Annotated in this window: 15 protein-coding genes; 4 read left to right on the top strand and 11 right to left on the bottom strand. The window is 69.3% G+C overall.

Annotation, left to right across the window (positions count from 1 at the left end; translation table 11 throughout):
• Positions 1 to 411: 411 nt before the first annotated feature.
• The 10 genes from KF689_07920 to KF689_07965 all read right to left on the bottom strand — a co-directional run bounded on the left by KF689_07920 (position 412) and on the right by KF689_07965 (position 14,312).
• Positions 412 to 1,032, bottom strand: a complete 621-nt coding sequence (locus tag KF689_07920) for a hypothetical protein (GenBank protein ID MBX3133294.1) — start codon at positions 1,030 to 1,032, stop codon at positions 412 to 414.
• A 60-nt stretch (positions 1,033 to 1,092) separates the two neighbouring features.
• Positions 1,093 to 2,052 carry a glycosyltransferase family 2 protein gene (locus KF689_07925; GenBank protein ID MBX3133295.1) on the bottom strand — a complete coding sequence of 320 codons (960 nt, stop codon included), beginning with the start codon at positions 2,050 to 2,052 and terminating at the stop codon, positions 1,093 to 1,095.
• A 52-nt stretch (positions 2,053 to 2,104) separates the two neighbouring features.
• A complete protein-coding gene (locus KF689_07930) occupies positions 2,105 to 2,929 on the bottom strand; it encodes a class I SAM-dependent methyltransferase (GenBank protein ID MBX3133296.1) in 825 nt (274 codons plus the stop codon).
• Entirely contained in the window at positions 2,926 to 3,873 is a 948-nt protein-coding gene (locus KF689_07935) for an NAD-dependent epimerase/dehydratase family protein (GenBank protein ID MBX3133297.1), read from the bottom strand. Before KF689_07935 ends, KF689_07930 begins: the two co-directional genes overlap by 4 nt.
• Positions 3,845 to 5,461 (bottom strand): GMC family oxidoreductase, encoded by a 1,617-nt coding sequence (locus KF689_07940; protein MBX3133298.1) that lies wholly within the window; start codon positions 5,459 to 5,461, stop codon positions 3,845 to 3,847. Before KF689_07940 ends, KF689_07935 begins: the two co-directional genes overlap by 29 nt.
• A complete protein-coding gene (locus KF689_07945; GenBank protein MBX3133299.1) occupies positions 5,458 to 5,886 on the bottom strand; it encodes a hypothetical protein in 429 nt (142 codons plus the stop codon). Before KF689_07945 ends, KF689_07940 begins: the two co-directional genes overlap by 4 nt.
• Positions 5,883 to 7,952, bottom strand: a complete 2,070-nt coding sequence (locus KF689_07950) for a tetratricopeptide repeat protein (protein ID MBX3133300.1) — start codon at positions 7,950 to 7,952, stop codon at positions 5,883 to 5,885. The genes KF689_07945 and KF689_07950 overlap by 4 nt, the downstream gene beginning before the upstream one ends.
• A 215-nt stretch (positions 7,953 to 8,167) precedes the next feature.
• Positions 8,168 to 12,700, bottom strand: a complete 4,533-nt coding sequence (locus KF689_07955; protein ID MBX3133301.1) for a hypothetical protein — start codon at positions 12,698 to 12,700, stop codon at positions 8,168 to 8,170.
• Between the two features lie 269 nt (positions 12,701 to 12,969).
• The gene (locus KF689_07960; protein ID MBX3133302.1) at positions 12,970 to 13,374 is read right to left on the bottom strand and encodes a hypothetical protein; all 405 of its coding nucleotides are present in this window, start codon (positions 13,372 to 13,374) and stop codon (positions 12,970 to 12,972) included.
• A 14-nt stretch (positions 13,375 to 13,388) separates the two neighbouring features.
• Complete coding sequence (locus tag KF689_07965; GenBank protein MBX3133303.1) at positions 13,389 to 14,312, bottom strand: PorT family protein; 924 nt, start codon at positions 14,310 to 14,312, stop codon at positions 13,389 to 13,391.
• 530 nt (positions 14,313 to 14,842) lie between these two features.
• Here KF689_07965 and KF689_07970 point away from each other — a divergent pair.
• The 3 genes from KF689_07970 to KF689_07980 are packed head-to-tail and all read left to right on the top strand — an operon-like array spanning position 14,843 to position 17,627.
• Entirely contained in the window at positions 14,843 to 15,943 is a 1,101-nt protein-coding gene (locus KF689_07970) for an NAD(P) transhydrogenase subunit alpha (GenBank protein ID MBX3133304.1), read from the top strand.
• Complete coding sequence (locus KF689_07975) at positions 15,943 to 16,239, top strand: NAD(P) transhydrogenase subunit alpha (GenBank protein MBX3133305.1); 297 nt, start codon at positions 15,943 to 15,945, stop codon at positions 16,237 to 16,239. The genes KF689_07970 and KF689_07975 overlap by 1 nt, the downstream gene beginning before the upstream one ends.
• The gene (locus KF689_07980; protein ID MBX3133306.1) at positions 16,236 to 17,627 is read left to right on the top strand and encodes an NAD(P)(+) transhydrogenase (Re/Si-specific) subunit beta; all 1,392 of its coding nucleotides are present in this window, start codon (positions 16,236 to 16,238) and stop codon (positions 17,625 to 17,627) included. The genes KF689_07975 and KF689_07980 overlap by 4 nt, the downstream gene beginning before the upstream one ends.
• A 26-nt stretch (positions 17,628 to 17,653) precedes the next feature.
• Here the strand turns inward: KF689_07980 and KF689_07985 are convergent, their stop codons facing one another.
• Positions 17,654 to 18,793 (bottom strand): glycosyltransferase, encoded by a 1,140-nt coding sequence (locus KF689_07985; GenBank protein MBX3133307.1) that lies wholly within the window; start codon positions 18,791 to 18,793, stop codon positions 17,654 to 17,656.
• A gap of 112 nt (positions 18,794 to 18,905) precedes the next feature.
• Here KF689_07985 and KF689_07990 point away from each other — a divergent pair, with 112 nt between their 5' ends.
• Positions 18,906 to 19,964 (top strand): DUF4097 family beta strand repeat protein, encoded by a 1,059-nt coding sequence (locus tag KF689_07990; GenBank protein MBX3133308.1) that lies wholly within the window; start codon positions 18,906 to 18,908, stop codon positions 19,962 to 19,964.
• Positions 19,965 to 19,985 lie beyond the last annotated feature (21 nt).

A 19,985-nucleotide genomic window follows, 5' to 3' on the forward strand; every position in this document is an offset into this window, starting at 1 on the left:
AAAATGCAGTGCACTATGCATACAATCGCAGCGCATTATATGTGACAATCGACGCTAAGGCAGCGTCGTAACTCTGCATCCAATAATGAATTGAAAAATGTCACCTAATTCTACACATCAAACAATGACTAAAGGCAGAGGAGTTCTGCACATCCGTGCTCGGCAACCACTCTTCAGTTGGTGATCCGCGTCGAAACGGGATTCTGTTGGCGAGTTGGTGGCCCGGCGATCTCCGTCTAGGGCCGAGTCCGAGGAGGTGCGCCCCCCGCGCTAACCTACCGTGCCATCAATAGCTCTACAGGCGATGACTCCGCCACTCATCAATCGCGTGCCATACTGGCACATTATTACGTGCGTTTCACGCGGCTAACAGACGGCGATTGAGGGCTCGGCGACAGCTAAGCCGGCCGCCTAGCGCAATCGCTCGCGAGCGACTTCTGCGGTCTTGGCATCGTTGGCACTAACGGCCATCCCGAGCATCCGTACCCAAACCGGGCGGGCCTCGGACACTCGGCCGGTCCGATCGAGAGCGGTCGCGAGCTGGTATGTTGCACCATAGTGGGTTGGGTTGCGCCGCAGGATCTCGCGGAATGGCACCATCGCGGCCGCTGCGCTGTCCTGGGCGTACATCAGGTGCAGGCCGCGCCGCATCAGCGCCGTCTGTGCGGCCGTGTCCGGCTCAGCGAGGCGAGCGCGAGCCCGCGCGACAACGCTCGAATCGCCAATCTGCTCCGCGATGGCTAGCATCTGTTCCCACCGCGCCCGCGCGTCAGAAACGAGCCCGGCGCTGTCCAAGGCGACCGCCAACTGATAGCTCGCCCCGAAGTGCGTGGGCGTACGGTCGAGCACCTCGCGGAAGCGTGGAAGCGCCCCGTAAGGGTCTGACTTCTGGTAGAGCAGTTCGACCCCCTGAGCCATCGCCACCGCATCGAGATCGACCTCAGGCTCACGGTCGGCGCCGCCACCGCAGGCGAACGTCAACAGGAGCAGCGAGACGAGGGCGGGACGCGGCGCGGGCAGGGCGATGGACATAAATCGAACCGGAGAGTAGGAAGGAAGCAGTCGATGTGAAATATATGGACGGGACAGGCGCTACGGACGGTCCCGGTGGTGCTTCGCGGTCGGCGATGAGAGGACGTCCAGCAGAACAGCGGCGAGCACTAGCTGAAACCCCACGATGATGGGCAGCGCCGCCACGAGGACCGTGCCGGCCGTAGCTGGCGTGCCGCTCGACACCGTCTCCAACCAGCGCACGGCTCCGAAGCTCGTGCCGAACAGCAGGAGGGGAATGCCGGCCACAGCGCAGACGGAGGCGACCCCGAAGTCCTCGATCACGTAACGCCAGTACAGCCGGCGCGCCAACCCTCGCACGAGGAGTGCCGGGAACGTGGCCAGCACCCTCGAAATGCGCAGCGAGCTGCGTTCATCACCGTACCGCGCGGGCATCGAGACGTCCGCCACCGCGGCCCGAAGGATGTTGAGCTCGATGAGCATGCTCGTCTCGAAGAAGTAGCGATCACTGATCCGGGCCAGATCGAGGCGGCGCAGCAGTCCGGCGCTGATCGCGGTAAACCCGTTGCTGACATCCAGCATATTCCAGTAGCCACACGCGCACTTGCTCGCGAACGTCAGCAGGGCGTTGCCGACAAGGCGCACGGTCGGCATCTGACGCAGGGCTGTGAGGTCCACGAAGCGGTTGCCCTTGGCGTAGTCGGCGGACGCATCGAGTAGCGGCGCCACGAGGGCGTCGAGGTCCTCCGCGCTCATTTGCCCGTCACCATCCATCTTCACGCAGATTCCGGCACCGCGCCTCATCGCCTCGGCGTACCCGGTCTTCACTGCTCCACCGACCCCGAGGTTGCGCGCGTGGCGCACGAGAATGACGCGAGGATCACCCAGGCCCTGTATGACCGCTGCCGAGGTATCCGGCGAGGCGTCGTCCACGCAGATGATGGTGCGGTATTGCTCGGGGATGGAACGGATGACCCCCGCGATGTGGCGTTCCACACGAAAACACGGGATGATGATCGCGACGGAAGCGTATGGATTCACGAAGCCAACTCCAGCGCACGGCCCGACGGCGGTATGGACACGGGAATGCAGGTCACGGGTTCGGATTCCGCCGCAGGACAATGGTGTGCTGCAGCGCCAACCAGCGGTCGATCGGCGCGAGCAGGCGCTCGGCCGCGACGAGAGCGCCGCCGAGAAACGAGGGAACGAGCTGGCGGAAGTTCACCCCGCCACTGAGAAGATACTGCAGGTGCGTGTGCGGACGCTCGTGGACAATCGCCAGCCCGGGGAACTCTGCCTCGAAAAGGGCCCGGTCGCGCTTGAACACGATATAGGACAGGGCCTGATTGGCGTCCGAGAAGGGGCCGGCGACCGCGCTGGACTCCCAGGTGGAGGCATCCATATCGAACCCCTCGCTCGCGTGCAGGCGCGGAAAGAGCCAGCGGGCAAACGGGCCGTAGTACGGCTCGATCAGGATCGCGCCGCCGCCGGGCACCAACACGCGATTCAACTCCTCGAAGAAGGCCCGCGGCGACTGCAGGTGGTGAAACGTGTTGATGGCGTACAGGGCCCGGAGGCTGCTGTCGCGAAACGGCATTTCCTCGCCCCGAAATACCAGTTGCACGAAGGGCAGTGGCTTGACGTCGCTCGTGATCACGTCCGGATAGTTCTCGCACATAAAGCCGGAGCCGCTGCCGATCTCGACGCGGAGGCCCTCGCCTGCGAGCAATCGGTCATCGAGCGCGCGGCATCGCCGATAGAACTCCCGGAAGAGCTGTTGCACCAACGGCTTCGCGAGCAAGACGCGTCGATGGGCCAGCGAGAACTCGGGACTATCCACATCCAGCGCGCGCACGCGCGGATCGAGCAGCAGGTCGCGGAGCGAGGCCGAAAGAGGCTTCCCTACCCTTGTCGTCATCGTCGGGGCCACCGGAGGTCGAGGGACGGATCCTGTCGCAAGGACTGCACGCTCGCGCACGCGTCGCGTACGTCCAGTCCGTACCGCGCGAGGTCCGGGGCCGTTGGCTCGTGCCGCAGCGCCAGCAGGCCAAGCAGGTTCTCCGCGCTCCACGGAATCGGCAAACCCACCCGCTCGCTAATCCGCAGCCCAACCAGCACCGCCGTCGCCGGTACAGGCACGAACCGCGCGCGCGCGCCTGACGCCGCGGCGAAGAGCGCCAAGAGCTGGCGAAGCGACTGCCCCGTCGCCTCTGCGATGCTGACCCGACCACGCACGCCACTGTCGAGCAAACGTGCGATCGCGTGAACCACATCGTCAATGTGCACCGTCTGCACGGCCTGGCGTCCGCCCCCAACGAGCGGGATGATCGGAAACGTCGCTGCCGCCCGCCAGAGCTGCAGGCCGAGACCGCCATCGGCGGCGAGCACCAAGCCGGGACGGATGACAAGATCCTGTGGTCCGGCGAACGCCGCTTCCAACTGATGCTTGCTCCGACCGTAGTACGACCGCGCATCCGCTCGCGCAGACAGACTGGAGAGGAAGACCGCCCGCCCCACTCGGGCACTGCGGGCGGCCCGGAGCACGCGCTCCGTGCCAAGCTCGTTGACGCGCCGAGCCAGCTCCGGCGCCATCGCGCGGGTCGCGTACGCCGCGTGAATCAGCACGTCAGCACCAGCAAAGGCGTCAACGTCAAGCGCGTCGGGAAGGTCAGCGAAATGGCAGGAGATGCCGGACGTGGAGAACGGGTAGCTGGCGGGCTTGCGCATCAGTGCGCGAACGGACCAGCCTTGGGAATTCAGATGGTCACAGAGATGACGACCGATCAGGCCCGACGCACCGGTGACGACGACGGTTCGCTGCAGTTCGCCCACCTCAGCGCCCCTGCCGCGCCAGCCGCGCACCCACGCGATCGGCGTTCGCCATAATGGTGAAGGTCAGCCCCTTGGCCGGCAGGTCCGGGAAGACGGACCCATCAACGATGTGCACCCGCTGCGTTCCGGAGAGTCGACCCTCGATGTCGGTGCTGAGCTCGCGTCCATCGCTGCGCATCGGAAGCGTCCCGGCGTAATGGATGCTGGAGCCGTTGCCCGGGCGGATGCGAGAGATGTGCCAACATCCGAGCGATCGAAAGCAGCCGAGCAGGCCGCGCTCGCGCCGGTCCATATCCCGCCGCTCGGCCTCGCTGTGCGAGTAGCGCACGCGCAGCGCATCGCCCGGCATACCCGCTTGGCGCTCCAGCGTGCAGTAGCGCTCGGCAGCGGGCGCATCGGCGTGGTTGATGGCAAGGATCGCGAACGCATCCAGCAGGAGTCGGATGGCGCGCAGGCCGTCGCGATAGCCCATCGGCGCCTCGCGCAGGAGTTTGAATGTCAGCAGTGATCGATACGAGTATACCTGCGTCTGGATCCGCGGCGCGGCGTCACCCTGCAGCGACGGGTGCCGGTAAAGTGACGCGAGCTGCGCGAGGCTGTGTCGGCGGTCAGGGGCGGCGCGGCCGAGCATACCCACGTTCACCGCGGGCGCATACGTGTACGGGTTGCAGAGCAGCGGCAGGCGCGCACCCGCAGGCGCGACCGAACGGAGAACGATGCGCGCGGTACCGAGTGTCCCCGCCGCGAGCACCAGCGTGCGGGCACGTAGCGAGTGGACGGTCCCGCTGGAAGTATCCTGGACATCCACCTCGACACCATCGGCGTCCTCGTGGAACCGCGTCACGAGGTGGCGATTCCGATACGTGAAGCGCGGCCCCACGGTCAGCTCTGCCAGGGTATACCGCGGGCGATAGACGCTTCGGTTCGCGTCGGACCAGAAGTCCATATCCCAATACGGGTGCGGACCACGCCCTCGATACTCCGTCGAGCAGACGGCGAGAGGAGGCCGCCCGAGCCGGAATCCGCGCGCCTGCAAGGCGGGGCGACGGCGCGCGTAACGTCGCAGCAGTTCGTGGGCGCCGGCATCGACCTCGAGCGGCGGCAGCGCCGCGGCGAGGTGCCCAAAGTCCGGCGTCAGATCATCGTCGGCCGCCGCGATGCCGATGCGATGCGCCACGGATTCGTAGTGTGGCGCCAGCGCGTTCAGCGACAACGGCCACGCGCGTAAGTCTTCTTCGTCAAAGCCAAAGGTGCCGGCCCCCCAGGCATTGCCAAGCCCACCGAGCGCAAGGCTCTCTGCCGCCACGAAGCCGTCAGCGAGGAGTGGGCTCAGCGCCGCCTCCGCCGCGAGCACATACTGTCGCGGTGGGGTGAGCTGGGCGCCAACTCGCGTGTGCCCGGTGGGAATGCCCTCAAACTCGTCGCCAAGGAAGTAGCGGTATTGATCCGCTTCCGTCTCCCGAATATTGCGGAACGCACGTGAGGGAACCCGCCCGTCATAGCGAGAATCCGTCTTGCCGACGTCGAGCATCAGCACCTCACGTCCGCCCTCGACCAGCGCCGTTGCGGCGTGGACCGCTGCCGGACCGGATCCGACGACGATGACGTCGTGGGTCATCGGCTACGCCAGCGGATGATGAGCGTCAGCGGCACGCCGACGAACACGCGAAGTGCGGCGGCGGCGGCGATGCCCGCGAGATGCACGAGCGTGGCCAGGCGCGAGGCCGGACGCGGGAGGAACTCGTGGGCAAACTCCGGACCGGCCTCGAGGATGGCCGTCATCAGAAGGACCTTTTGCCTGAGGCCATTCCCGTCAGGCAGCCAGGCGGCAGCCGCATCGAGCAACGGCAAGGACCAGGGATGCCCGAAGCCGAACGAGACGACGGCTGCCTCGACGCGGAGCGGCGGTGGCACGACGACGCGGTGCCCTTGCACGTAGCGCTGGACGAGGTGCGGCGGGCAGTCCGCATCGATGAGGTATCGCGTGAGCTGCCGTGCTTCGCGCTCAAGGCGGGCCTGGACTGCAGTTTCGCTCGTCGTCACCGGACTTCACTCGCGAGCCGGCTGCGAACCCACGCGAGGTTATTGCGCGCCAACTCGTTGTTGCGGTCGAGCGCCACCGCGCGCTCCAGCGGGGCGACGGCCTCGGCGAAGAAGCCGAGGCGACCGAGCGTCCACCCGAGGTTGCTGAAGGCCACGGCTTGCGACGGATCCCGGGCGACGGCGACACGATACGCCTGCGCGGCCTCAAGGTGCTGGTTCTGTTGGGTGAAGGACCACCCCAGTGCAAACCACCCCGCGTAGTCATCGGAGGCGGGCACGAGCGGCGTTCCACCGGAAGCATACACGCGCGAGAGGGCGTCACGCGAGGTCAGCGCGAGCGTCTCTCGGGCAAGTGCGGCCGCGTCGTCGCTTGCCCCGCACGCCTGTAAGGTCGCCATCAGCAAATGTCGCGAGTCGAGCCGGCCACCTCCGAGCGCAACGGAGCGACGTAGCGCGTCGATGGCGTCAGGGCCGCGGCCCGCGCGCACGAGATATCGACCGTAGAAGAAGTACGCACCCGGTTGCTCGGGCTCGAGCGCGATGGCGCGGCGAAAATGCGCTTCCGCCCCGAGCGTATCACCGAGCGCAACCGTCACGATCCCGAGGTTGGTTTCGAGGTACGAGTAGTTCGGCGTGATGGCCGCAGCGCGACGGAAGTGTCGCTGGGCCTCGACGTACCGGCCGCGCGACATCTGCGTCAGGCCGTAGTTCATCCAGGCCCGCGCGTTGCCCGGACTCTTGGCGACAGCGTCGGCCCAGAGGGTCTCGTCGGTAGTCCAGACGCGGTTGCGAATCGCGGTGCCCATCATATGGGCGCCAAGCACGGCAAGCCCGACGCCCGTGAGTATCGGTCTGGGCCAGCGCGTCGTTGGCCACCGCGTCACTACGCGCCGTATTCCTGTGGCGAGCGCGAAGACGGCGGCGGCGTTCAGGCCGATATATCCAAGGAAGGGTCGGTGATCGTTGGTGACCTCCGCGAGTGGTATGACAGTCGAGGTCGGCGCGATTCCAATCCAGAACCAGGCGAGTCCGAAGGCCACAACGCCCCAACCCGGCGTCCGCGAGGCGCGCCACATCCCGACGACGCTGGCCAGGAACAGGGCGAATCCGGCGACGGTGCGTGGATTCGCGCTCGAGGCGAACAGACGCAGGTCCGTATCCGCCGAGAGACCAATCGGGACGAAGTACAGGGCGACGTAGCGCACCCAGACCCAGGCGGACGTCGCGAGATACTGGAACCGGTTGCCCCCGCCATACGACTGGCCCGGTGGGTGCATCCCCTCGATGAAGAAGAGGAGTCCGACGGCGAGTGCGAATGCCGGGAGAGAGGACCGCAGGGTCGGAGAGAGGCCGCGCCAGCCGCGCCGGGTCAGCAGCGAGCCTAGCGATCGCCCTTCTTCAACGAACAGCTTGTAGCAGAGCAACAGCGGCGCGAAGACCACCGCGTGGTTCTTCGCCAACGCTCCCGCGGCCACCGGAATCAGGTAGAGGTGCCAGCGTCGCCACGTCGGTGCGACTTGGTACGCGAGGAATCCGCCGACGACCCCGAGCGCGGCGAGGAGCTCGGAGCGTGCCGAGATGTAGTTGCCGACCTGCGAGTTGGCGGTGTGCACGCAGAAGAGGAGGGCGGCGAAGAGCGCGGTCCACCTGTGTCGCGGGTCAGGACCCGAATGGCCGAATAATTGGCGGTAGAAGATCCACAGGAACACGCCCAGCAGTGCAAATAGCGACAACTGCGTCACGTGGTAGGTCCGCGTCGCGAGGCCGCCGGCGATCCAATAGTCCAGCGCTAGGGTCAGCGACGTCACTGGGCGGTAGACGGCGTTGGCCGGCAGACTGCTGAACGTGCCCGCATCGGAGAAGAACCGCGGCACGTTCGCGAGGTCGCGAATGAACAGGTTCTGCTCGATGACGTGCGCGTCGTCGAAGTGGAAGGCGTTGTCGAGCGAGTTTGCGTAGGCGGCGACAAAGACGCCTAGGGAGAGCAGGCAGGCTGCGGCGAACCTGGCATAGGGCCCTCGAGTCCAGGACCGAGAACGAGGCGGGTCAGTCGGGGAGAGGGACATCTGAGCCAATCCTAATCAGCTGGCGGGGGGACGGCATCTGCGTGCCGTGCTCGGGCACGAGCCGTACCGCAACTGTCGCGTTCATCCCCGCCCGCGCGGGCTTCGGGCCAGGCATCGCGACCTGCTCGTGGCAGGCAAACGCTGGCGAGAGCTGCTGCCGAGGTGGCCCAAGGACCTCCAGGATCTCTGGAGGTCCTTGGGCCACCCGTTGCGCATCACCGGAACTGCGTGATGATGATGACGCCCTGTCGTCCTGCGCCACCAGCCGCCTGTTGATTGTTCCCGATCGCCAGCGCGCCTGCACCGCCGGAACCGAACGCCGTGGCTGCGGCACCTGCGATGGTGGTGTTTCCCGTAGCGGCATACTGCCAGGCGCCCTTGGCACCGAGCCCGAAGAAGCTGCTGCCGCCGTCGCCACTCCCTGCAATGCCTGTGTTCGTGTTGCCGGCTCCGAGGCCACCGGTTCCACCTTGCATATTGAGGGCGCCACCGGTCGGAGTGCCGCCCGCGCCTCCGGCGCCACTGCCGTTGGTCGCCGGGCCAATGCCTTGGGCACCGCCGGCACACGTCATTCCAGCAATCGTGGTTGCGCCGCCGGCCCGACCATTCTGATTCGCACCCGCCGCTCCTCCGGCACCCCCGGCACCGACAGTGTAGGCGTACGACGCGGCAGGCGACGTAATCAGGACGCGCGCATAGCCGCCGCCACCGCCGCCGCCAGCGCCCGCGCCACGGCTCGCAGGTTGGCTGCGCGCGCCACCGCCGCCGCCGCCGCCGCCGACGCACTCGATGAGGAGGGCGCGAACGCCTGCAGGCACATTGAAGGTGCCGCCGCCGACGGTTGCGAGGACGGTCAATTCGCTCGGCATACCGAGGTTTGCCGCGAGTGCGTTGGCAGTGATGGTACCCGTGCCACTCGTGGTGAGTGAGGCTCCGGTACCCACCACCATCGCCGCAGTGGTATTCGTGGAACTCGTGATCGCGCTAAAGGTGCTGGGGCCGGTCGGACCCGTCGCGCCGACAGCACCCGTGGGTCCAGTTGCACCCGTGGCACCCGTCGCGCCAACGGCACCTGTGGCACCTGTGGCACCTGTCGGACCCTGCGCGCCTGTCGCCCCAGCGGCGCCCGTGGCACCCGTGGCACCCGTGGCACCCGTCGGACCAATCGCGCCGGTCGGACCAACGGCACCCGTCGCGCCAACGGCACCGGTCGCACCGGTCGGACCCTGCGCGCCTGTCGCGCCAACCGCGCCCGTGGCACCGACCGCACCCGTCGCACCAACGGCGCCGGTCGCACCGGTCGGACCCTGATTGCCCTGCGCGCCCGTCGCGCCAACCGCGCCCGTGGCACCGACCGCACCCGTGGCACCGGTGGCACCTGTGGCACCTGTGGCACCGGTCGGACCCTGGTCGCCCTGCGCGCCGGTGGCACCGACCGCGCCCGTGGCGCCAACCGCACCCGTCGCGCCAACGGCACCCGTCGCGCCAGCCGCACCCGTCGCGCCAACGGCACCCGTCGCACCAACGGCACCCGTCGCACCGACCGCACCCGTGGCACCGACCGCGCCCGTGGCGCCAACCGCACCCGTCGCGCCAACGGCACCCGTCGCACCGGTCGCACCGGTCGGACCCTGCGCGCCTGTCGCGCCAACCGCACCGGTGGCACCAATCGCGCCCGTCGCGCCAACCGCGCCCGTGGCACCGACCGCGCCCGTGGCACCGGTAGCACCCGTGGCACCGGTCGGACCCTGATCGCCCTGCGCACCGGTGGCACCAATCGCGCCCGTCGCGCCAACCGCGCCCGTGGCACCGACCGCACCCGTGGCACCGGTAGCACCCGTGGCACCGGTCGGACCCTGATCGCCCTGCGCACCGGTGGCACCAATCGCGCCCGTCGCGCCAACCGCGCCCGTGGCACCGACCGCACCCGTCGCACCGACCGCACCCGTCGCACCGACCGCACCCGTCGCACCGACCGCGCCCGTGGCACCGGTCGGACCCTGCTCACCCTGCGCGCCCGTCGCCCCAACGGCACCCGTCGCGCCAGCCGCACCCGTCGCGCCAACGGCACCCGTCGCACCGACCGCGCCCGTGGCACCGGTCGGACCCTGATCGCCCTGCGCACCGGTGGCACCAATCGCGCCCGTCGCGCCAACGGCACCCGTCGCACCGACCGCGCCCGTGGCACCGGTCGGACCCTGGTCGCCCTGCGCGCCAGTCGCGCCGGTGGCACCAGCAGCGCCCGTCGCGCCAGCCGCGCCCGTCGCACCAACGGCACCCGTGGCACCGACCGCGCCCGTGGCGCCAACCGCACCCGTCGCACCGGTCGGACCCTGGTCGCCCTGCGCGCCAGTCGCGCCGGTGGCACCAGCAGCGCCCGTCGCGCCAGCCGCGCCCGTCGCACCGACCGCACCCGTGGCACCAACCGCACCCGTCGCACCGACCGCACCCGTGGCACCGGTCGGACCCTGGTCGCCCTGCGCGCCAGTCGCGCCGGTGGCACCAGCAGCGCCCGTCGCGCCAGCCGCGCCCGTCGCACCAACGGCACCCGTCGCACCAACGGCACCCGTCGCGCCAACGGCGCCCGTGGCACCGACCGCGCCCGTGGCACCGGTCGGACCCTGATCGCCCTGCGCGCCCGTCGCACCAACGACACCCGTGGCACCGGTCGGACCCTGATCACCCTGCGCACCCGTCGCGCCCTGCGCGCCAGTCGCGCCGGTGGCACCAGCAGCGCCCGTCGCGCCACCCGCGCCCGTCGCACCGACCGCGCCGGTGGCACCGACCGCGCCCGTGGCACCGACCGCACCCGTCGCACCGGTCGCACCGGTCAGACCCTGATCGCCCTGCGCACCCGTCGCACCAACGGCACCCGTGGCACCGGTAGCACCCGTGGCACCGGTCGGACCCTGGTCGCCCTGCGCACCGGTGGCGCCAACGGCACCCGTGGCACCAACCGCGCCCGTGGCACCGGTGGCACCGGTCGGACCCTGATCGCCCTGCGCGCCCGTCGCGCCAACCGCACCCGTGGCACCGACCGCACCCGTGGCACCGGTCGGACCCTGATCGCCCTGCGCGCCGGTGGCACCGACCGCGCCCGTGGCGCCAACCGCACCCGTCGCGCCAACGGCACCCGTCGCGCCAACGGCACCCGTCGCACCGGTCGCACCGGTCGGACCCTGCGCGCCTGTCGCGCCAACCGCGCCCGTGGCACCGACCGCACCCGTCGCACCGACCGCGCCCGTGGCACCGGTCGGACCCTGCTCACCCTGCGCGCCCGTCGCCCCAACGGCACCCGTGGCACCAACCGCGCCCGTGGCACCGGTGGCACCGGTGGCACCGGTGGCACCGGTCGGACCCTGATCGCCCTGCGCACCGGTGGCACCAATCGCGCCCGTCGCGCCAGCCGCGCCCGTGGCACCGACCGCACCCGTGGCGCCGGTCGGACCCTGGTCGCCCTGCGCACCGGTGGCACCAATCGCGCCCGTCGCACCGACCGCGCCCGTGGCACCGGTCGGACCCTGGTCGCCCTGCGCGCCGGTCGCGCCGGTGGCACCAGCAGCGCCCGTCGCGCCAGCCGCGCCCGTCGCACCGACCGCGCCGGTGGCACCGACCGCGCCCGTGGCACCGACCGCGCCCGTGGCACCGACCGCACCCGTGGCACCAACGGCACCCGTCGCACCAACGGCACCCGTCGCGCCAACGGCGCCCGTGGCACCGACCGCGCCCGTGGCACCGACCGCACCGGTCGCACCGGTCGCACCGGTCGCACCGGTCAGACCCTGATCGCCCTGCGCACCCGTCGCACCCTGCGCACCGGTGGCACCAACCGCGCCCGTGGCACCGACCGCACCCGTCGCACCGACCGCACCCGTCGCACCGACCGCACCCGTGGCACCGACCGCACCCGTGGCACCGACCGCGCCCGTGGCACCGGTCGGACCCTGGTCGCCCTGCGCGCCAGTCGCGCCCTGCGCACCGGTGGCACCAGCAGCGCCAGCCGCACCGGTCGCACCAACGGCACCCGTGGCACCGACCGCACCCGTGGCGCCGGTCGGACCCTGGTCGCCCTGCGCACCCGTCGCGCCCTGCGCACCGGTGGCACCAACCGCGCCCGTGGCGCCAGCCGCACCGGTCGCACCGACCGCACCCGTGGCACCAACCGCACCCGTCGCACCAACGGCACCCGTCGCACCGACCGCGCCGGTGGCACCGACCGCGCCCGTGGCACCGGTCGGACCCTGGTCGCCCTGCGCGCCAGTCGCGCCGGTGGCACCAGCAGCGCCAGCCGCACCGGTCGCACCGGTCCCACCGGTCGCACCGGTCGCACCCTGGTCGCCCTGCGCGCCAGTCGCGCCCTGCGCACCGGTGACACCAGCTGCGCCCGTGGCGCCAGCAGCGCCCGTGGCACCAACGGCACCCGTCGCACCGACCGCACCCGTGGCACCGGTCGGACCCTGGTCGCCCTGCGCACCCGTCGCGCCCTGCGCACCGGTGGCACCAGCAGCGCCCGTCGCGCCAGCCGCACCGGTCGCACCAACCGCACCCGTGGCACCAACCGCACCCGTCGCACCGGTCGGTCCCTGGACGCCCTGCGCACCCGTGGCACCGGCTGCGCCCGTGGCACCCGTCGCGCCGGTCGGACCCTGATCGCCCTGCGCACCGGTGGCACCCGTCGCACCAACGGCACCCGTCGCACCGACCGCACCCGTCGCACCCGTCGCACCCGCATCTCCGCTACCGAGCACGCGCCAGGAAAACTCTACGTGGCTGGGAGCCAAGCACGTCGCGCGCAAGCCGGGAGCCTTAATGCGGTACACGGTACCAGTTGCAGGCACGTAGCACGCGACTAGGACGGAATCCGTTGGCGCACCCTGCGCTGCGGCGGGCTGTGCCAAGACAAGAGATGCGAGTCCCAGGATGCCCAAAGCCCACGCGTGGAAGCGTGAGCCGGCCCACCGGAGGAATGGCAGCGAATGCATCCGCGCGGAAACGTCAGAACTTTGGGGCAGGGTCATCACCGTATCGCCGGAATGTCGACTACGATCTCGAACAACTGGGCCGTCTCAACAAGCGCGAGGGAGAGCGCGGTAACGTCCGCGGCGTCTGCCCGATCGAGACTTCCCGACTCGGAAGCATAGTCAGTCAGCACGGAACGCAGCAGTCGCGTCCGAAAGCGCGCCGACCGAGCGTCGTTGCGAATCAGCGCTAGCTCAATCTCTTGAAGGTCATCGCTCACGCGAGCCCGAACGGGAGCGGCCACGATCCCCGCCACCAGCCGGGCACGCGCATCCTGCACCACCGGAAGCACGCGCGCCACCGCCGCCGCGTCCATCGGCCGCGGGGCCGTCGGACCGTCACCGCACGCGCCAATAGCCAGCAACGCGACCAAGGCCACGGCGGCGCGAGCGCGTACGCGCATACGAAGACCCGCGATCATCGGGCCACCGCGTTACTGCGCTGCACCACGTGGCCCACCGGCACCGCGACGCCCGCCACCAGGGCCCATCCCGAGTTCCGAACGTCAAGCGGCACCCCAATCGACGCGAGGCCTCGGACAAATCGTGCACCAAACTCAAACTGCGTCCGGCCGAGAGCCATCACGCCGCCCGCGCCCAGAATCATCCCGGCATCCCACGTGCGCGGGGCACCAAACCCACCATCGCAGGACTCCGACTCGCTCGTCGACCCCACCGAGAGCCGCACGTCGCAATCGAGCATGAACGCAACCACCGGCCCGCCGTAGACGACAGGAACAACCGACGGCAGCATCGGCAATCGCTGCGCAAGTTCGTATCGGGCCAGCAGCGGGAGTTCAATCCGGTTCATCGCCAGCACCACGGTGGTGACGCCAGCGGCAGACTGGCCTCCGCGCTGCACGAAACTCACACCGGTGCGAACACTCCAGCGCTCGGCCATCGTGCGCTCGACAAAGGTGCCGAACGTGGCCGCCGCTCGACCTTCATCGAACCCCGCCGTCTGCCCGGCAAGAAACGACAGACCGCCGCCGCTCTCCACTCCCGCGAACCAACGCGTGGCAGTGGTCAGCCCCTTGGGGCGCGTGCAGGCGTCCTGCTCCGCCATTTCCACGGCCGCCTCGGCGTCCGCGCGGGGAATCCGGAGCAGAATCGGCACCGTCGTCGTCGCACCGTGATCGCCACGGAACACCACATCGGCGGCGTCATAGATGCCACTTGGCGCGTCCGCCGGTACCACCAGCGTCAACCAAATGTTCGCTTCGGCCCCCCGCGCCAGCGCGGCGGCCTCGGGCACGACGTCGGCCCTACCGACCGGGTGCACGCTCACCGTCACCTTGCGGGCAGTGCGGTGCAACTCGGGAATCGGAATGGACAGTGTCACGCACTGGGTCGGCGCACAGGCAGCACTGGGTCGCGCCGAGGCCGTGACGGGTCCCACAAGCGCCGAAGCACGCTGTGGACCTGCGATGGTCGCGAATGCGACCAGCGCGAATAATCCGTGCACGACAACTTTGGCTTGCAGTCTCAGCATTTGCAGACGGGGCGAAGGCAGGCCGAACGCGTCAAGTGAACAGTTTCACGAACCAGCAACCCTCAAGAACGGATGCAGCGCACAAGTTCGCGACAGTACTGTCTTCCGCATCCGTATCACAACTCACACCAACATCTTACCACTCGAAATACCGCAATTTGGTACGCCTGCTCACAAAAGACACACTGACAATAAAATCGTCACTTACGCATCGCGACGGGAACCTAAACAGCCCTCCCCGCTGACGCAAAGGGCCTAGGTCACTTCGTGACACCTCTCTCCGTTGTTCACTCTCCGCTCACCCCACACGGGGCGACGTGCCCCGCGCCGGTTGTCTCCCGCCTCGGGCTCAGTATCCTTCCAGCGACCCCTTCAAGGACTTGTTCGTGATTCTGGGCGTGCCGCAGGAACGCGCCGGCACCGAGCGCCGGGTGGCCCTCATTCCCGAAAGCGTGGGCCGCCTCACGAAGGCCGGCGTCACTGTCCGCGTCGAACACGGCGCCGGTGCCGCCGCCGGCTTTCCAGACGCGGCATACGAGACGGCAGGCGCCGAGCTCAGCTCCGCAGCCGATGCCCTCGTCGCGGACTTGGTCTGCAAGGTGCAGAAGCCCACCGCCGCCGAGATCACGCAAATGCGCCAAGGGGCGCATCTCGTTTCACTGCTCGCGCCCTCGACCAGCGCCGGCACGATCGCCGCCCTCGAACAGCGCGGCGTCTCAGCCTTCGCGCTCGAGCTGGTGCCGCGCGTCACGCGCGCCCAATCAATGGACGTGCTCTCCTCGCAGGCCACGGTCGCGGGCTACAAGGCGGTGCTGATCGCGGCGTCGGCGTCGCCGAAGTTCCTGCCGATGCTCACGACGGCCGCGGGCACGATTGCCCCATCGAAGTGCTGCATTCTCGGCGCCGGCGTGGCGGGATTGCAGGCCATCGCCACGGCGCGGCGTTTGGGCGCGGTGGTGAGTGGCTTCGACATCCGGGCGGCGGCGGCGGAGCAGATTCGCTCACTGGGCGCGACGGTGGTCGCGCAGGACCTGATCGCCGCGGACAGCGAGACGGCGGGCGGATACGCGAAGGAGCAGTCCAAGGAACAGCAGGAAGCAATCCGGCAGGCGCTTCGCGACCACCTCAAAGGGATGGACATCGTCATCACGACGGCGCAGATCCCGGGCAGGGCGGCGCCGCGCCTGATCTCCACGGACACGGTGCGCACGATGGCCCCGGGCGCGATCATCGTGGACCTGGCAGCGGAGAGCGGCGGCAACTGCGAAGCCACGAAGGCCGGCGAGACAGTGGACGTCGCCGGCGTGCAGGTGATCGGCCCGGTGAACCTGCCGGCCTCGATGCCCTTCCACGCCTCGCAAATGCTCTCGCGCAACATCCTGACCTTCGTGCAGCACCTGCTCACCAAGGAAGGCACACTCAACGTGGACCGCGCTGACGAGATCACGGGCGCGATGCTGGTCACCGGGAGGTCCGCATAATGGAAGCCCTCATCGGCGGAATCGTCGTCTTCGTCCTGGCCACCTTCCTCGGCGCATCGCTGATCGGTCGCGTGCCGCCCACGCTGCACACGCCGCTGATGTCAGGGGCCAATGCGGTCTCGGGCATCACGATCGTCGGCGCAGTGCTGGTGGCCGGCGCGGGATTCGGCTGGCTCTCTGACGTACTCGGCTTCCTGGCCATCGTCTTCGCGATGATGAACGTGGCCGGCGGCTACGCGGTCACGGACCGGATGCTGCAGATGTTCCGCAAGGCCCCGACGGAGGACGCCAAGTGATCGCCCCGTGGCTGGTCCGCCTGCTCTACCTCGCGGCCGCGATCCTCTTCATCCTCGGCCTCAAGCGCCTGCAGTCACCGGACACGGCGCGCGTGGGCAACCGCATCTCGGCGACGGGAATGCTGCTGGCGATCATCGTGACGTTGCTGGACCGAAGCATCGTGGGGTACACGACGATCATCGCCGGCATCGTGGTGGGCGGCACGATAGGCCTGACGATGGCGCTGCGCGTGCAGATGACGGCGATGCCGCAGATGGTGGCGCTGCTCAACGGCTCCGGCGGCGGCGCCTCGCTGCTGGTGGCCACGGCGGAGTTCCTGCACGTGGAAGAACGCGGCGGGATGATGACCACGGACGCGAGCATCGCGACGATGCTGGGCGTGCTCATCGGCGCGGTGACGGTCACGGGCAGCATCGTCGCCTTCGCCAAGCTGCAGGAGCTGATCTCGGGTCGCGCGGTGGTCTTCGCCTTCCAGAAGACGCTCAACGCCCTGCTCTTCCTCACGGTGCTGGGGCTGGGCATTTGGCTGGTCGTGGACGGGAGCGCGCCGACGGCGGCCTTCTATACGGTCATCGGCATCGCCTTGCTGATGGGCATCCTGCTCACGATCCCGATCGGCGGCGCGGATATGCCGGTGGTGATCTCGGTGCTGAACTCGTACTCGGGCCTCGCCGCGGCGCTCACGGGCTTCGTGATCGGCAACGAGGTGCTGGTGGTCTCGGGCGCGCTGGTCGGCTCGAGCGGCATCATCCTCTCGCAGATTATGTGCAAGGCGATGAACCGCTCGCTGGCCAACGTGCTCTTCGGCGGCTTCGGCGCAACGGTCAGCGCCAGCGGCAAGAGCGCCGAGGGCCTGACGGTCAAGACGACGAACGTGGAAGAGGCGGCGCTGATGCTGGCGTATGCGCAGCAGGTGATCATCGTGCCGGGCTACGGCCTCGCGGTGGCGCAGGCGCAGCACCAGGTGCGCGAGCTGATGGACCTGGTGGAGAAGCGCGGCGGCACGGTGAAGTTCGCGATCCACCCGGTGGCCGGCCGTATGCCGGGCCATATGAACGTGCTGCTGGCCGAGGCGAACGTCCCGTATGACAAGCTCATCGATATGGACGAGATCAACCCGGAGTTCGAACGCACGGACGTGGCGTTGGTGATCGGCGCCAACGACGTGGTGAACCCGGCGGCACGCACTGACCAGTCGTCACCGATATTCGGGATGCCGATCCTCAATGCCGACCACGCGCGCCGCGTGATCGTGATGAAGCGCGGGATGAGCGCGGGCTTCGCGGGCATCGAGAACGAGCTGTTCTACAACGACAACACGCAGATGCTGTTCGGGAACGCGAAGGACACGTTGGTGAAGCTGGTGTCGGAGGTGAAGCAGGTGTAGGACGGATGACGGATGACGGATGCGTACTACTTGGCGTAGGTACGGCTGCGCCACTGGCGTGGGCGGCGCAGGGAGCTGAGGACCAGCCGTAGCGCGGCGAGTGGGTCCGCGAGTGGAGACAGCCACCACGTGAGGCCACGGCGTTCGTAGCTCGGGGCGAGCCCGAGCAGGAGCAGGAGGCGCGCGGTGAGCAGGGTGATGGTGCTTGCGGGAAGCACGGTTCTTGCCACTCCCTCTGGCATTCGTTGCCAATTCAAGTAGAGGGCAAGCGCCAGCGGCCACTGCAGGCCCTGCGCGAGCACCACGAATAGCGTGTCCCACACCTGGCGCAGCCTCGTCGTCGCGTCCTTGAGGTCCAGCGACCTTCCCCACTCGCGCCACATCTGCGCGATGCCGCTGTAGCTGCGCACGCGGTAGAGCCGCGAGCCATCGAGGAAGCCGACACGCACACCGCGGCCGGCAAGGAAGCGCACGAGGCTCACATCCTCGGCGAAGGAATCGCGCACGGGCTCATAGCCGCCGTTGGCGCGAATGACGTCGCGTCGCGCGAGGAAGCACTGGCCGTTCGCGAGCACGCGCTCGGGCGTGCCCCGCGGGTCGCCGACGGCGCCGGACCGATAGATGAGCGTGACGAGCAGCGCCGGCTGCAGCCAGCGCTCGGCGGCCGTTTGCCCATCGAAGCGCGGGGCAAAGGACACCACATCAAAACCCTCGCGCTGCGCGGCAGCCAGCACGGCGGCGGCACAGCCGGGAACGGCCTCGGTATCGGCATCCATTCCGAGCACCCAGGGCTGGCTGGCCTGCTCCGTGCCGTACTGCAGGGCCCAGGCCTTGCCAATCCAGCCGGGCGGCAGCGGCGGATCGGTGAGCAACCGGATGCGTGCGTCCTGCGCGGCGGCGGCGGCTACGAGTTCGCACGTGCCGTCGGTGGACCCAGAGTCGACGACGAGAATCTCGCGCAACGGCGCGCCCTGTGCCTGGAGCCCGCGCAGGCAGGGGGCGATACGCTGCGCCTCGTTCAACGTCGCAACGACGATCGTGAGACCTTCCCCGTCGAGGCCCTCCGGCCGCGGGGCCTCGGGCGGGCGGCGCGCTCGGCCTCCACTGAGCCGCCGGAGCAGCGTCAGCGCGAGCAGGGCCTGCAGCACGGCGAGGGCGGTCAGCATTCAGGGGTGAACGGCTGGCTGGCGCTGGGAGTTCACGCAGGCTCAAACCCTCCGCGGGCCCGCACTGTCGTATGGATGGACCGAAGGCACCTGTACCCTAACGACCCGACCAATGCCACGCACCGCACTCGCCCTGGCCGCCGCAGTTCTCGTGGCTCTCCCCTGCCGCGCCGACGCGCAGGCCGGCTCCGAACGGCACACCCTCAGCGGCGATCGCGTGGAGGTCTGGAACCTCGCCGGCCGCGCCGAGCTCGTCGCCGGCAGCGGACGCGAGGTGGTGGTGGAGCTGCGCCGCGGCGGCGCAGACGGCAGCCGCCTGACCGTCAATGCACGAAACGGGCGGCTGATCGTAGAGTACCCTGACCGCGACATCGTGTACGACAGCCCGGATGGGGGATTCCGTTCCGAAATCCGGGTGGACCGCAACTCCGACGGCACGTTCTCTGGCGGCTGGGGCAGCGACCGCGACGGCGGCTCCGTGCGCGTCCGCACCAGTGGCAGCGGCCTGCGCGCCCACGCCGACCTCCGCATCGCCGTGCCCGCCGGCCAGCGCGTACTCGTCGCCATCGGCCTCGGTGTGATTGAAGCGACCAACGTGAACGGCGACCTCGAGCTACGCACCCAGGCCTCGCGAATCCAGGGTAGCGGGCTCGGCGGCGCGCTCGTGGCCCGCACGGGCAGCGGCGGCATCGAGCTCGCCAACAGCGATATGAGCCGGCTTCAGGTCGCGACCGGTTCCGGCGGCCTGCGGCTAGACCGCGTGAAGTCTGGCGAGTTCAAGGCCAGCACGGGCTCCGGCCGCATCGAGGGCCGCGAGCTGACAGCCGATCGTTTTGAAGCCTCGACGGGCTCGGGCGGGATCGAAATCTTCGGACTCAACGGGCGCGACGTGCGTACCTCGACCGGCTCGGGTGGTATTCGCCTCGAGCTGGGACAACAGCCCGGCAGCATCACCGCCAGCGCGGGCTCCGGCGGCGTGACGCTGCGGCTGCCGGCCGGAGTGAGCGCGGAGGTGGACGCGCGCACCGGCTCGGGTCGCATCACCACCGACTTCCCCGTCACGATGGACGAGGTGCGGCGCAACAGCCTGCGCGGGCGGATCGGCAGCGGCGAGGGCGGCCGCATCCGCGTGACCACCGGATCCGGCGGGATTCGGCTTGAGCGGCACTGATTGCCGCATACGCTCCGGCCG

It is taken from the genome of Gemmatimonadaceae bacterium (genome assembly GCA_019637355.1).
GTDB lineage: Bacteria > Gemmatimonadota > Gemmatimonadetes > Gemmatimonadales > Gemmatimonadaceae > Pseudogemmatithrix.